Source organism: Roseburia sp. 831b (assembly GCF_001940165.2).
GTDB lineage: Bacteria > Bacillota > Clostridia > Lachnospirales > Lachnospiraceae > Roseburia.
In genome coordinates, this window is the sequence record NZ_CP135162.1 from 583,155 (window position 1) to 598,632 (window position 15,478).

Genomic DNA, 15,478 nt, shown 5'->3' on the forward strand with positions numbered 1-15,478 from the left:
TCCTCCATTTTCTTCTAATCAATATTGTAGAAATAAAAATTTTAACGCTACTATTGTATCGCGGAATGGACAAAAGTGCAAAACAAATATAAGGCAGTTTCCTAAGGAAAATTTAAGAATAAATCAATTGACGTTAAAAAATGAAATTGGCATAATAGATTTAGACAAAAAACGACAAAAAGATGAAAGTGTGAATAGATTGCTTACAACAAGACAGAAGAAAAAATTATTACGAAATCTCATATCCATTGTATATTGCTGCTTTCAGTTAGCGATTGTGATTGTAGCGATAAAAGGTGCAACACATCTGCTTGGAAATTATATGAAAAACGATGTGGTAGAGGCGTTGGTGGGAGAAAAAGAGATTTCCACAGAAGAAAAAGAAATCGTGGAAAATGCAAAAGATGACGGGCTGGTTGTCTGCGTTGATGCGGGTCACGGTGGCAAGGATGATGGCTCCGATTATCGGAAAAGATTAGAAAAAAACGACAACCTGAACCTGGCACTAGCGCTGCAATCTTATCTGGAGAGTCAGGGCGCGACCGTCGTGATGACAAGGACAGACGATACCTTTTTAAAACTGTCAGAGCGCTGTGAGATTGCCAATAATGCCAATGCAGATTACTTTGTATCGCTTCACCGCAATAAGGGGGAAGGATGTGGCATTGAGAACTGGATTTATACAGGAGAGAATGAGGAGACGCAGACACTTGCCGAGAACATCAATGCAGGGCTGGTTGCAGTTGGCGTTCAAAAAGACCGTGGAGTGAAAAAGGGAACCCAAAAGGGTACGAATTCCAATTATTATATCAACAATCATTCCCATATGCCGTCCTGTATTTTAGAACTTGGATTCATGAACAGTGAGGTTGACAATGAGCTTTACGACGAGCATTTGAATGACTACGCAAAGGCAATCGGGGATGCGATTATTGCAACCTACACCAGCTTTGGTGGACAGATGCAGACTGCTTCAAATGACCAGGACTCTAATCAGACGGAGGGAACAGAAGCGGACACGGCGGATGTTTCCACGGAAACAATAAATAATCCGGTTATCGAATCCGTGGAAAGCCTGGACGCAACCTGTCAGAACTGGGGACAGGGAAGCCAGGTGGATGAACAGAACCGCCCGCTTGCGGCACTTTTTTTTCAGGAAAAATACAAAGATTACAGCGTGGCATTTATCGGGGAAGGGGAGCATACCATCTATCTGACGTTTGACGAAGGGTACGAGTATGGTCAGACGACCTCGATTTTAGATACTTTGAAGGAAAAAAATGTGCACGCTGTCTTTTTCGTGACAGAGCCTTATGCAAAGGCAGAGCCTGAATTGGTGCAAAGAATGATTGACGAAGGGCATGAAGTGGGAAATCACAGTGTAACACACCCGGCGGACGGACTTCCGTCTAAGAGCCTTGAGGAGCAAAAAGAAGAGGTTATGGGAAACGATGCCTATATCAAGGAACAGTTTGGATACCAGATGCGGCTTTTCCGTTTCCCGGCAGGAAAGTTCAGTGACCAGTCTTTGGCAATTGTCAACAACTGCAATTACAAGAGTGTGTTCTGGAGTTTTGCTTATGTAGACTATGATGTGAATAACCAGCCGAATCAGGCAGAAAGTTTGCAGAAGCTAAAAGATAAGATGCATCCGGGAGCCATCTATCTGTTACATGCGGAATCATCGACCAATGCAGCGATTTTGGGAGATTTTATCGATGCGGCGATAGCGGCGGGTTATGAATTTGGCTCACTTTGACGATAAATGAATTAGATGCGCAAAACAAACAGGGATGGAATAGAAGGGAGAAGGAAAGTTATGTTAGCTGGTGTAAACACGTCAGGAATGGCAGTTGCAACATCGTCAATGGCTGCAACCAAAACAAAGGCAAGACAGATGATAAGTGAACAGAAAGCAGATATCATCGATAAGTTAGAACGCGGCGAGACAGAAGAGAAGATTGCAACAGGTGGCAATGCATACACGCAGACCGAATGGCAGAAGATGATGAAATCGATGGATGAGACAATCGATACCATCAAAGAAGAACAGGAAGAATTCAAAGAGAAGAAAGAAAAAGACCAGGAAAAGCAGGAAGCGTTCGTAAAAGAACTGTATCAGAAGATGGCATCTGTTCCGGCGCAGGAAAAGGTTGGGGCAAGCAACATCATGGACCGTTTAAATGGAGCGGTAGCACCGTATTCCTATCTTGCGGATGAAAATGGAATCATTTCATATAAAGGAGCAACGTTTGTCTGCGATTATGAAAATAACAGACTCTGCTTAGGGGATGTGAGTCAGAAGGAAAAGGTTATCAATGTCCCACTTAAACACGGTGGAACACTAAGCTTTAACACGGACAACATCAGTGATTTGACAGGGGCAATCACCATGTTTTGCCCGGAGGATATCAACAGCATCCTAAGTGCAATTACGACTTACGAGAAGACACAGAAGGTACAACAGGAAATTGCAGATGAAGTGAACAGCATAGGGGAGAAACTTGCGCCGGATACGGATACTGTGTTAGAATAAAAGCAAAAGAAATAAGGACAGGAGGCAAAGGATGAATTACGCAGAGATTAAATACTGTGACATTGCAAATGGTCCTGGAGTTCGCACCTCACTTTTCGTAAGTGGCTGTACCCACCACTGTGAGGGATGCTTTAACCAAATGACATGGGATTTCCATTATGGAGAAGTTTTTACCAAAGAGGTTGAGGATCAGATTATAGAGTCCTTAAGACCAGATTATATAGAAGGGCTTACTATCTTAGGAGGTGAGCCGTTAGAACATGTGAACCAGATGGGTCTGCTCCCACTTGTGAAGCGGATTCGTGATGAGCTGCCACAGAAGAATATCTGGTGTTTTACCGGATACACCTTTGAGGCGGATGTGTTAGAACGAATGTCCAAAATGTGGCCGGAGACAATGGAGCTTATGAAGCGAATCGATGTCCTGGTGGATGGAAAATTCGTCCTCGAATTAAAAGATATTTCCCTGCAGTTCCGAGGTTCTTCGAACCAGAGACTGATTGATATGCCAAAGACCTTACAGGCAGGAGAGGTTGTTCTGTGGGAGGATAAGAACAACGCACATTCCTGATTTTGCATTTGAGGGATAGATATGTTATACTATCATTCGAAAGAAATGTTGTGGTTTTGAGTGATACGAGGGAGAAAAGAAAATGAAATTTAGCTGGAGAGCAGTTGTTGCATTGGTTTTTTATGTGCTAGGTGTGCTTGGCTGGTTGTATGTAGGCGGCTGGATGATTTTGACGAAACCGGTAAAAGACATTGTTTTAGCACAGATTGCAGGTAACCTGACGCTTATGAAGCTGGTTGCTGCATTTGTACAGGGATTTATATTGTTGTCCCTTGCAGGCGGAATTTGGTGTGTTGGTTATATGATAAGCAATCATTTTAAAGACAATAATAAATAAGTATTAATTTGCAGGAAGTACTATGTGATGAGGACATAGTACTTTTTTTAATGTAATAGGAAAATTCGTTCCTATTTACATTAAAAATGTTCCGCAGTCATTCTTTTTTATAAAAGAGAAAATCAGGGTATTTTGCAAAGGAGAAAGAGGAAACCAAAATATTACAAGAAATTAAAATGCCAAAAACTCCCATAAAATAAGATCCTAAAAGCATCTGCCAAAGGGTTGACAGAAAAGGATTCCTTTGCTATAATACAAAAACGTAATAAATGTAACAAAGTTGTAATAATTATGAAATGAAAAATTAATGGAGGAATCCGAATGAATAAAATTGGTAGAAAGTTTTTGGCAGGTATGTTAATCAGTGCGATGGTACTTGGAACAAATCCAGATGCGAATGTTCTTGCAAGTGGTGTGCAGGCAGGTGTGTCAGCAGAACTTTCCACACAGGAGGCAGCAGCACAGAATACTGAGACAGCACAGAATACCGAGACAACAACGCAGACCGGTGCAACGGCAGGTGTCAGTGCCATGGTAAGCACTCTTTTGACACAGGTTACGGAAAATGCCGGACAGGATGTGACACAGGATGCCCAGACGCAGGGTGATGCCCAGACGGATGCACAGGATGCGTCTTATGTTTCTGAGAATCAGATACCAGAGGTTCAGTCTGAATATGCGGATGTTGCAATTGCACAGGTTGATAATTATGTCAATGTCCGTGCAGAGGCAAATACAGACAGTGAAGTTGTTGGAAAGCTTTACAACAACTCAGCAGCAACTGTCCTTGCTACAACAGAAGATGGCTGGTATCAGATTACTTCTGGAAATGTAACCGGTTATATCAAATGTGAGTATCTGGTAGTTGGAAATGAAGAACTTGCAAAAGAAGTCAGCACCAGATATGCAACGGTGACAACACAGACCTTATATGTCAGAAGTGAGCCGACAACAGATGCGTCCGTTCTTACGATGCTTCCAGAGGGAGACGACCTTGTTGTGACAGATGAATCCAATGATGGATGGGTCAAAGTGACAACAGAGGCAGGAGACGGCTATGTTTCAACAGACTATGTCACACTTTCTACGGAGTATGTGCATGCAGAGTCTAAGGAAGAGGAAGAAGCCCGTCTTGCAAAAGAAGAGGAAGAAAGAGAAGCAGCCGCAGCTGCAGCAGCGGAAAAGGCACAGTCTTCTAGCAAAAAGAAATCAGAAAGTACTTCTGGTTCAGATACAAGCGCTGCAAGTACAACTGCAGTTGTAAGCAATGCAGAGTCCTTAAGCAATGGTCAGGCAGTGGCAAATTTTGCCTGTCAGTTCCTTGGAAATCCATACGTATATGGAGGAAGCAGCCTGACAAATGGAACAGACTGTTCTGGATTCGTAATGAGTGTATATGCGAACTTTGGAATCAGCTTACCACATTCTTCCGCAGCAATGAGAAGCTGTGGTTATGAAGTAAGCCTTTCCGATATCCAGCCGGGAGACATTGTATGTTACAGTGGACATGTTGGAATTTATGTCGGAAATAATACCATTATTTCCGCAAGTACAGAGGCAACCGGTATCAAATATACTTCACCGGTCACATACAAATCTGTTATTTCTGTAAGAAGAATTTTCTAGACAATAAGATAAGAAAAGCTATCGGCGGCAGACAGATTGAGGGGGTTCCTCAATGAAAAAGAAAATGTCTGCATGACTGCCGGTAGCTTTTTTGAGTTTTGAAATCCTATTGAGAAAATAGGAAAATTCCTCTATAATAAGGAGACGGATAAACCGCGAAAACAAGATATTGTATACTAGATACCATACAGTAAAAAGAACGTGAATAACAGAAGAAAGAAGTTTAGAATATGAAGTTAAGAATTCCCTCATATTATGAGAAATTTTCCTGTATTGCAGACCGATGTAAGGATAGCTGCTGTATCGGATGGGAGATTGATATTGACGAGGACACCTATTCCTACTATCACGAGATGCCAGGAGAATTTGGAGACCGGCTTCGGAACCATATGGTAACGGATTCGGATGGAACCAATCATTTCGTTTTAGAAAAAAATGGTTACTGTCCATTTTTAAATGAACAGAAATTATGTGATATCTGTATTCAGGCGGGAGAGGAAGCCTTAAGTGAAGTCTGTACAGAATATCCAAGATTTACGGTAGAATATGAGGATGTCCGGGAAAAGGCGCTTTGCCTTTCCTGTGAAGAGGTCGGTCGGATTGTTTTTTCGAAGCAGGAAAAAGTGACCATTTTAGAGAGAGAACTACCGGGAATGGTGCAGTATGAAGAGGATGATGAAGAAGAATCAGATGCAGTATATGCGAAAAATCTAGAGCAGGCAAGAGCGGTTGCCATTGAGATATTACAGGACCGTACCCAGCCAATCCGGGATCGTATCGTGCAGTATCTTTATTTTGGAAAAAGTGTGCAGGATTTGGTGAGTACAGAACAGATTTTTGACCATGAATTCAAAAAGGATAAGTTTTTGACCTTATGGCAAAAGGACAAACAGGCGACGGAAAATTTTTCATACGAGGCATTTTTAGAGCGTATGATAACGTTAGAGGAACTCGAAGTCTTAGACCACGAATGGCGCGAGACGACAAAAAAGCTGCGGGCATTTTTTTCAAAAGACAATTACGCCGCGACTCATGCCGAATTTTTAGCCGGGCGTAAGGAGCAGGAGACAGCGTATGAACAGTTGCTCGTATATTTTACCTTCCGCTATTTTATGAAAGCATATTATGATTATAATGTGTTTACCAAGATGGTGTTTGCGGTCGTCTCGTATCTGACGATTCTTGACATGAGCATCGAGCGTGTAAATGGCACAAATGCAGAATTTACACTCGAAGATATGATTGATGTTGCAAGAATTTATGCAAAAGAGGTAGAACATTCCGAAGAGAATATGGATTTGATGGCAGAAGAGTTTGCCTTTGATGCCATATATCAAATAGAAAATATCGTAAAGGAGATTTAACATGAAAGTAATTTTAGTAAACGGAAGTCCAAAGAAAAATGGTTGTACATACACAGCATTAGAAGAGGTTGCCGGCGCATTGGAAAAAAATGGGATTGAGACAGAGATTTTCTGGGTTGGAAACAAACCGTTGTCAGGCTGTCTTGGCTGCGGTGCCTGTCTGAAAACAGGCGAGTGCTGCATGGATGATACCGTCAATGAATTCGTAAGAAAGGCAAAAGAAGCGGACGGATTTATTTTTGGTTCACCGGTTCACTATGCAGCTGCATCCGGAAGTATTACCTCCTTTTTAGACCGTGCATTTTATGGAAAAGGAGCGCTTTTTGTAGGAAAGCCAGGAGCTGCAGTGGTAAGCTGTCGTCGTGGTGGTGCAAGTGCAGCATTTGATCAGTTAAACAAATATTTTACCATCAGCAACATGATGATTGTAGGTTCCCAGTACTGGAATCAGGTACACGGCAATACACCGGACGAAGTGCGCAAAGATGAAGAGGGACTCCAGACCATGCGTACCTTAGGAAACAATATGGCATGGCTGTTAAAATGCATCGAAGCAGGAAAAAAAGAAGGAATTTCCTTCCCAGAAAAGGAAGCGCCGCTAAAAACAAATTTTATCCGATAAAAGTTCTATGCGAATTGCAAAAACAAGAAAAATCCTTTAAAATGGCTATAAGATAAAACCAAAAGGAAATGATATGCAGAAAATATATTATGATGAAATAATCCAGAAAAAAAACGTAAGAGAGAATCTTAGCAAAATAAGAAAAGAATGTAAGGATGCGGCGGATTGCAGGGAATGGAAAAAGCTGTTCCAGGATGGCGAGGTGTTAGTTTCCTGCTTAAAGGAGAAAGACCCAAAGGTGCGGAAAAATGCGGCATTGCTGCTAGGAGACCTTTCCATCAAAAAGGCAATCGAGCCATTGATTAAGGCGTACGAATCGGAAGAGGTATTGTTCGTAAAAAGCTTTTATTTGGCGGCACTTTCCAGACTTCCTGTGACGGCGTATTTAGATACGTTTAAAAGTTTCTATGAGAAGGCAATCGCAGTCGAACCGCAGGAGAATGAGAAAAAGCATATCGGCGAGGAAATCCGTCAGCTGCAGAAAATCATAACAGATATTGAAGGCATAAAAAAACATAAGTTTACAGGATTTCGCGGGAAACACGATATTCTGCTGCTTACGAATCGTGAGCAAAAAGAGGCAACGGTTCAGGAGATTTCAAAGTCGGCAGGCTCTTTTTTACGCGATGCAAAAGTAAAAACACATCCGCTTGGCGTTCTTGTAACTACGGATGACGTTGTAACAGTGAAAAAATTAAGAACTTATCGCGAACTGTTATTTCCGCTTTGTGGGGGACAGTTTGTCTCATCAGACCCCGTAAAAGCAGCGGGACAGATTGCGGATGGCGGGCTGGTGTCTTTTTTAGAGGAGATTCACCAGGGGGAGGCACCGTTTTATTTCCGTGTGGAAGTCAAGAGCCGGATGCCTCTTGATAAAAGAAGCGCATATGCAAAGAAGTTTTCGATGGAGTTGGAGCGCTTGACGAACCGGAGAGTTATCAATTCGACGTCTGACTATGAGGTGGAGATTCGACTGATGGAGAACCGTGAGGGCAATTTCCTGGCAGCGCTCAAATGTTTTACCATCACAATGAAACGCTTTTCTTATCGTAAAAATGCAATTGCAACCTCAATGCATCCGTCTACCGCAGCGATGCTGATGCAGCTTGCAGCACCGTATTCTAAGGAAGATGCGCAGATTTTGGATCCATTCTGTGGTGTGGGTACGATACTGGTGGAACGCAATCAGGTGAAAAAAGCGAGAGAAAATTACGGAATTGATATTTTCGGGGAAGCGATTGAAGGTGCAAGAGAAAATACAGAGCTTGCAGGACTTGACATCAACTACATTCATCGTGACTTTTTTGATTTCAAGCATGATTATCTGTTTGACGAAATTTTAACAGACATGCCGCTTCGTGGAAAGAAAACCAAAGAGGAGATGGATTTCTTTTATCAGAAGTTTTTTGAAAAGGCGAAAGAACATCTGGCAAAAGACGGCATGATTTTTCTGTACACCAATGAGGCGGGATTTGTGATGAAACAGATTCGTCTGCATCCACAATATCGTCTTGTCCAGGATTTCGTTATCCGGAAAAAAGAGGACTTTCATTTCTATGTCATAAAGCTAAAGGGGTAAATGCAGATGATAATTCCGAAGAAAAAGACGGAAGAAAGTACAACAAAAAATAATATGGGACTTTTAGATGCTGGCTTGATGCAAGGGTTACAGGATCGGTTTTGCAGTGCAAATAACCTGTATCTTGTCTGCCTGAGCAGAAAATACGGTGTCATTACCAAGGCATATGGTTCGAAAGAAGAACTGGATTATCTTCACAAACGTGTCGATATGAACCGTCATGTGTCTTTGTTAAATAAATTAATCAGCAATCAGATTGAAAGTGTCGTGGAAGAGGATTGTGGCTACGAGAATATCAAAATGAGCGGGGTTTCCATCCGCGTAGATGGGGACACTGCCGCAATCTGGGTTGTGATTGGGGTCATACGTGAAAAAAGCGGGTCAGAATTACCGGATTACATCATGACGACGACGGAGGAAAGCTATTATAAATCACTGGAATTTCTAGAGGCACTCTCGAAGCAGATGTTTGCAGTAAAGATGGACGAGCTGCTTGCACAGGAGGCATTTTTAAAAAGCAAAGAATCGGAAGAACAGATGGAAGTTGAGCTTCGTCGGAACGAAGTGATGACTTCAATTGTAAGAATGTTAGAATCCGAGGAGGGATTTACGCAGATTGTGGACAATATCCTAGATGAAGTCTGCGATTATTTAAAGATACCGGCAGCCTCCCTGATTCGTGAAAACCATGACGGAACATACGAGATGATATGTGAGTATGCAAAAGAGCAGACAGCTTCCGTTATAGAGACAAGCAAACAGGTGCCAAAGGAAGAAATCCCGTTTTTTACCGGAAAACCTTATCTGCTTTCCTCAGATTCCATGATGCCGGAAGAATTTCGCAATTTTTTTGCAAAAAGAGGCATTACGGCTGGAATTTTCCTGCCAATCGAAGTGAATGACAAGACAACGATGTATGTCTGTTTCTTGGAAAAAGGAAAAGAGCGCTTATGGGAAATCAGCGAAGTGAAATTTCTCAATGATGTAAAGCGCATCATTCAAAGCATTTTGACAAAACGCATTACCAAGAATTCGCTGGCAAGTTCTTATGCTTCACTAGAGGCAATTCTGGAAAATGTAGGGTGTGGAATCTGTGTGAGAGATCCGTCGAATGGAACGATTCTTTATACTAATCAGCGTTTTCGAACAGCATTTGCAGAGGTGATTGCACAAAGAAAGCTGGATGCGTTCATTCCAAGGGAGTACAAAGATGCGGCTGCGAATAACGTAAATGAGTTATATTTAGAAGAATCCAACCGTTGGTTTGATATTCATAATACGATGATTCATTGGGTAGATGGCAGGGAAGTGCTGCTTTGTACGATATATGATGTGACGGATAAGAAACTATACCAGCAGAAGATTCAAAATCAGGCGGATCATGACTTCCTGACAGGATTATATAATCGGATGCGCTGTGAGGTGGATTTGAAAAGTTACATTGCACAGGCAAAAGAATTTGGCGGGGAAGGTGCTCTTTTATACATCGACCTTGATGATTTTAAACACATCAATGATGGTCTGGGGCACCAGTATGGTGATGTCCTGCTAAAATCCATCGCAAACAGCTTGCAGCAGATTTCCGGTGTGGAAAATAATTGTTACCGAATGGGTGGCGATGAGTTTATTGTCATCGTGGCGCATTATCATTACACCATGTTAAACCGCATTTTAAATGAAATCAGAACCATTTTTACCAAGCCATGGCTGTTAAAAGGTGCAGACTACTACTGTACGATGAGTATGGGCGTGGTTCGTTTCCCGACGGATGGCGACACGGTAGAGGAGCTGATTAAAAAAGCGGATATTGCAATGTACGGCGCAAAATGTTCGGGCAAAAACAGGATAGAATCTTATGATGACAATGTAGAGGCGACTTCCTTTAAGCGCCTTGATTTGGAAAAGAACATGCGAAATGCAACGCGAAATGCATGTGGCGAGTTTGAGGTCTATTACCAGCCGCTAGTAGACGTTACCAGACCGGGAAATCCGTGTTATGGCGCAGAGGCTTTGATTCGCTGGAATTCTCCGGAATTGGGTTTTGTAACACCAGCAGAGTTTATACCGCTGGCGGAGTATTTAGGGTTAATCAATCCAATTGGAACATATGTTCTAGAGGAGGCATGTAAGCGCTGCAAGTACTGGAATGATTTGGGACATCCGGAGTATAAGGTGAATGTCAACCTTTCGGTGGTACAGCTGTTACAGAAGGATATTGTGCGTACCATTGCTTTGATTTTGGAAAAAACCAGATTGAATCCGCAAAATCTGACACTGGAAGTGACGGAGAGTCTTGCAATTCACGACATGGCAAGGATGAAGGAGATTTTGTCGAAAATCAAACAGTTGGGTGTGAATGTTGCACTGGATGATTTTGGTACCGGATACTCTTCCTTAAATCATATTCGTGAAATGCCGATTGATATGATAAAAATAGACCGCTGCTTTATTCTTGATATTGGAAAAGATGAATTTTCCGATGCCTTTGTAAGAATGGTGGCAGAACTTGCGAATACCATTGGCGTAAAAGTCTGTGTAGAAGGAGTGGAGGAGGAAGAACAGCTCGCTGCCCTAAAACAGACCAAGATTCAACTGGTGCAGGGATTTTATTTTGGAAAACCGATGAGTGCAAAAGAATTTGAAGAGACATATTTATAGAAAAGATTGATAGAAAAATGGAACAGAACAATCAATTTTTATGGCAGAAAAAAGAAAATAACGAAGCAAGACTGCTTCGGGTGTTTGGAGATTACCCGGTTGTAAATCTCCCGGGAGAGATAGAAGGGCATCGATTAACGGAAATCGGTGCCTACTGTTTTTCACAAAAAGAGCATCTTCCAAAAGAGGGTGTGCGAAAAAGTGGTTTCTTAGAGAATGAACCTGGCCAGACATGGGAGCAGCAAAGGAAGTCACTCCACCCGATTTGTGGCAGCTATGTTGAGGCGGTGGTTTTGCCCGATACGATAGAGCAGATTGGAACCTGTGCATTTTATAATTGCACAAACCTAAAGCAACTTGAGATTGGAAAGGGATTGCAGCAGGTCGGCAGCGATGCATTTATGAACTGCAGATTGTTCACACAGTTAAAAATACGCGCAGACATTGTGGATAAAACCGGATTGCGTCAGATTTTAAACCAGATTTCATCCGGGCTGGAAGTTCGTTTTATAGAAAAAGAGACAGAGCTGGAACAGAATCAAGCGCTTGAGAATGATGTAAGCTTAGAAAATACGACGGCAGTTCTTTTTTACCCGGAATATACGGAAAGTTACGATGAGATTGCCCCGGCTCATATTTTTGGCAGAAATATCGAGGGTGAGGGTTTCCGTGCCAGACAGTGTTTTGTGGATGGCGTATTGGATTTGGAAAGCTACGATAAGATTTTTGAAAAAGCGTGTCAGGAAGAAGAGGTGGAAACACTTTTTGTTATGGCATGGAATCGTTTCTGCTACCCGGTATCGCTAAAAGAGGAACGCAGGGAAAAGTATGCAGCTTATTTAAAGGAACATGTCGATTTTGGCGCAGACTATTTTTTACAGAAAAGGAATCTTGGCGCACTTACAAAATTGTTCACAGAGCATGATTTATCGGATGCAAAGCAGAGTGAGATTGTGGTAAAAGCGGCGGAACTGGAATGGATAGAGGGAACAGCGGCTTTGTTAAAAATAAAACAAAGTAAGGCGGCACCATCCGCGGCATCGAAATATGAATTTGAAGATTTCTAGTAAGGAGAGACGATGGCAAACGTACAAACGCAGACCGAATGGGAAAATGAAATGTCCGTAAAAATATTGAATTTTGTCCGAAACGAGATTTATCTGGATCTTCGTTTCTTAGGTGTTGCGTTGTCTGCGATGCCTTATGAGGCGAAAGAAACTCTTCATACGATGGCAACGGACGGAAGGGTGCTTTATTTTTCAAGTGAGCAGCTGCTTCGCGTTTTTCAAAAAAATGCGAAATATTTAGACCGGCTGTATTTGCATACCATTTTACACTGTCTGTTTGCCCATCTTTGGATTGGTGGCAGCCGGAATCGGAAAATCTGGGGAATTGCGTGTGATATAGCGGTGGAATATACGATTGATAAGATTGATAAACCATGCACAAGACGGCTGCTTAGCTGGGAGAGAAAGACAATATACGAGGAACTGGAAAAAGAAAAAAAGGGGATTTCGGCGGCGGTTGTCTATCGGTTTTTGATGGAGATGGACGATGAAAGATTAAGGCGTCTTGCACAGGAATTTTATACGGATGACCACAGATACTGGCCAAGGCAGGAAGAGGGGCAGGCTCCCATAGAGCAGCAGGCGCAGAAAAACTGGAACCAGATTGCAAGGCAGTCAAAACTGCAGCAGGAGAGCCGAGGAAAAGAGCCAAAAGACGGCGAGGAATGTCTGGTGGCACAGATGAAGGCGGTGCGGGGAAGAAGAAATTACAAAGAATTTTTGAAAAAGTTTGCAGTGCTTCGGGAGGAAGTAAGCATTGATCCGGATGAGTTCGATTTGAATTATTATGCTTATGGGCTTAGGGTCTATCGGAATATGCCATTGATTGAGCCATTGGAAAGTCATGAAGTAAAGAAAATCCGTGACTTTGTGATTGTGGTAGATACAAGTTACTCGACGAGTGGGGAACTGGTGGAACGTTTTTTAAGGGAAACAGCAACGGTTCTGTTACAGGAACATACTTTTTTCCAGCAATGCCGGATTCGGGTTTTGCAATGTGACGACAGGGTTCGACTCGAACAGGAAATCACAAATTTAAACCAACTCGAGGCGTTTTTAAATCAATTTACAATTGTAGGTGGAGGAGGAACGGATTTTCGTCCTGCTTTTTCCTATGTGAATGAGAAAATCGAGAGTGGCGAATGGAAAGAAATAAGTGGTCTTTTGTATTTTACGGATGGACTTGGAACTTATCCGACGAAATGCCCACCGTATCAGACGGCGTTTCTTTATCTGGAAGATTTTGAAGAAGGAAAAGTGCCGCCCTGGGCAATCCGTATGAAATTGGAACCGGAACAGCTGGCTGGAAAGGAAGAAAGAGAATGAATATCAAGCAGGCAAAAGAAGAAATTAAAAATACCGTATTGGCTTATCTGAAAAAGGATGCGGATGGAGAATATCAGATTCCGTCTATCAGACAGCGCCCGATTCTTTTGATGGGACCTCCCGGAATTGGAAAGACGCAGATTATGGAACAGATTGCAAGAGAGTGCAAGATTGGACTTGTGTCCTACACGATTACACACCATACCAGACAAAGTGCTGTCGGTCTTCCTTTTATCAAAGAAGAGCAGTTTGATGGAAAAACATATTCGGTGACGGAATACACGATGAGTGAAATCATTGCAAGCGTTTATCGGAAACAAAAAGAGACCGGATTAAACGAGGGGATATTATTCATTGATGAGATTAATTGTGTCTCCGAGACACTTGCACCGACCATGCTTCAGTTTTTACAGTGCAAAATGTTTGGAAATCAGGCGGTTCCAAAGGGCTGGATTATTGTCGCTGCCGGAAATCCGCCAGAGTACAACAAGTCCGTGCGTGACTTTGATATGGTAACCTTAGACCGTCTTAGACGACTGGATATTGAGGCAGATTTTTCCGTGTGGAAAGAATATGCAAGAAAGCAGCATCTCAATGCGGCAATTTTAAGTTACCTTGAGCTTCGCCCGAATAATTTTTACAAGGTGGAAGCAGATGTGGAGGGCTTGCAGTTTGTGACAGCCAGAGGATGGGAAGACTTAAGCAATCTTATGGATGTGTACGAAGAACTTCAGATTCCGGTGGGAGAAGAGATTGTACATGAATTTCTTCGTCACGAAGATGTAGCAGAAGATGTTGCGGCGTATTTTGACTTATATAAGAAGTATCAGGATGACTACGGAATTCCGGAAATTCTGGCTGGAAATGTAAAACCACAGGTTTATGCCAGAATCGAAGCGGCAGCATTTGATGAAAGATTTTCTGTGGTAAGCCTGCTGCTTGATGGTTTGAGTGAGTGTTTTCACGCTTATGCAAAAGAAGCAAATCTTACCGATTCCTGGTTTGCATTTTTAAAACAATACTGTGCAGCGTTAAAGGACGCGGAACAAGATCGGAAAGCCTCAAAGTATAATGAGATTTATAAAACGTTCCTGAAAGCAGAGGAAGAACATTATGAACAGGAGAAGAAGGCAGATCTTTTGACAAAAGAGCAGATTCACGAAAAAGAAGCTTTTCTTTCTCTTTTGAAAAAAGGGACACCGGCAAGCGGACTTGACGCGAAGGAAAGTTTTACTTATGCAAAAGAGGGATTCGATGCTCAAAAAGAAAAATTAGCTGCAGCGGAGGAAAAGGCAGCTTTTGCGCTAGAGCATGCATTAGATTTTATGGAAAATGCGTTTGGCGACAGCCAGGAAATGGTTATGTTTGTGACAGAATTAACAATCGGCGCAGAAACTGCAAAATATTTAGCGGAACATACCTGCGAACGTTATTTAAAATACAAGGAAGAACTTCTTGTTGGTACGAAAAAGGCACAATTGTTGTCAGAACTAGCAAGAGATTAAAGTGGGAGACATGCCTGATAAGATAAAAATGTAAAAAGGCATGAAAAAACGCCTGACACAATGTGCCAGGCGTTTCTGGTAATGCAGAAGATGGGACTTGAACCCACACGATATTGCTACCACAGGCACCTGAAGCCTGCGCGTCTGCCAATTCCGCCACTTCTGCGTACAACAATAGTTATTTTAACTTTTTTTGATGGATAAGTCAATAGAAAAATGAAAAAGAAATAGCAAGCGTGTGAAAATATTTCAAGATGAAAGAAAAAATAATTTTATAAAAATAACTG

The 15,478-nt window shown here is 42.2% G+C and carries 12 protein-coding genes and 1 tRNA gene; 12 read left to right on the forward strand and 1 reads right to left on the reverse strand.

Annotated elements, in window-relative coordinates:
- The first annotated feature begins 190 nt into the window (after positions 1–190).
- From BIV16_RS02560 to BIV16_RS02615, 12 genes are all read left to right on the forward strand, one after another.
- Positions 191–1,759, forward strand: coding sequence for an N-acetylmuramoyl-L-alanine amidase (locus tag BIV16_RS02560; RefSeq protein WP_242940318.1), 1,569 nt, complete (start codon positions 191–193; stop codon positions 1,757–1,759).
- A gap of 60 nt (positions 1,760–1,819) precedes the next feature.
- Positions 1,820–2,536: a hypothetical protein gene (locus BIV16_RS02565; RefSeq protein ID WP_075679483.1), complete on the forward strand. Its 717-nt coding sequence runs from the start codon at positions 1,820–1,822 to the stop codon at positions 2,534–2,536.
- Positions 2,537–2,567: 31 nt separating this feature from the next.
- Positions 2,568–3,107, forward strand: coding sequence for an anaerobic ribonucleoside-triphosphate reductase activating protein (gene nrdG, locus BIV16_RS02570; RefSeq protein ID WP_075679482.1), 540 nt, complete (start codon positions 2,568–2,570; stop codon positions 3,105–3,107).
- An 82-nt stretch (positions 3,108–3,189) separates the two neighbouring features.
- Entirely contained in the window at positions 3,190–3,444 is a 255-nt protein-coding gene (locus BIV16_RS02575; protein ID WP_075679481.1) for a phospho-N-acetylmuramoyl-pentapeptide-transferase, read from the forward strand.
- A gap of 315 nt (positions 3,445–3,759) precedes the next feature.
- Complete coding sequence (locus tag BIV16_RS02580; RefSeq protein WP_442971732.1) at positions 3,760–5,070, forward strand: C40 family peptidase; 1,311 nt, start codon at positions 3,760–3,762, stop codon at positions 5,068–5,070.
- Positions 5,071–5,300: 230 nt separating this feature from the next.
- Complete coding sequence (gene fliB / locus BIV16_RS02585; RefSeq protein WP_075679480.1) at positions 5,301–6,434, forward strand: flagellin lysine-N-methylase; 1,134 nt, start codon at positions 5,301–5,303, stop codon at positions 6,432–6,434.
- Position 6,435: 1 nt separating this feature from the next.
- Positions 6,436–7,056, forward strand: a complete 621-nt coding sequence (locus BIV16_RS02590) for a flavodoxin family protein (protein WP_075679479.1) — start codon at positions 6,436–6,438, stop codon at positions 7,054–7,056.
- A gap of 73 nt (positions 7,057–7,129) precedes the next feature.
- Positions 7,130–8,635: a methyltransferase gene (locus BIV16_RS02595; protein WP_075679478.1), complete on the forward strand. Its 1,506-nt coding sequence runs from the start codon at positions 7,130–7,132 to the stop codon at positions 8,633–8,635.
- Complete coding sequence (locus BIV16_RS02600) at positions 8,636–11,293, forward strand: bifunctional diguanylate cyclase/phosphodiesterase (RefSeq protein ID WP_242940316.1); 2,658 nt, start codon at positions 8,636–8,638, stop codon at positions 11,291–11,293.
- 17 nt (positions 11,294–11,310) lie between these two features.
- Positions 11,311–12,360, forward strand: a complete 1,050-nt coding sequence (locus tag BIV16_RS02605; RefSeq protein ID WP_075679477.1) for a leucine-rich repeat domain-containing protein — start codon at positions 11,311–11,313, stop codon at positions 12,358–12,360.
- Positions 12,361–12,372: 12 nt separating this feature from the next.
- The gene (locus BIV16_RS02610) at positions 12,373–13,686 is read left to right on the forward strand and encodes a vWA domain-containing protein (protein WP_075679476.1); all 1,314 of its coding nucleotides are present in this window, start codon (positions 12,373–12,375) and stop codon (positions 13,684–13,686) included.
- Positions 13,683–15,191 carry an ATP-binding protein gene (locus BIV16_RS02615; protein ID WP_075679475.1) on the forward strand — a complete coding sequence of 503 codons (1,509 nt, stop codon included), beginning with the start codon at positions 13,683–13,685 and terminating at the stop codon, positions 15,189–15,191. Before BIV16_RS02610 ends, BIV16_RS02615 begins: the two co-directional genes overlap by 4 nt.
- Before the next feature lie 82 nt (positions 15,192–15,273).
- Here the strand turns inward: BIV16_RS02615 and BIV16_RS02620 are convergent.
- Positions 15,274–15,357, reverse strand: a tRNA-Leu gene (locus BIV16_RS02620).
- Between the last annotated feature and the right edge of the window lie 121 nt (positions 15,358–15,478).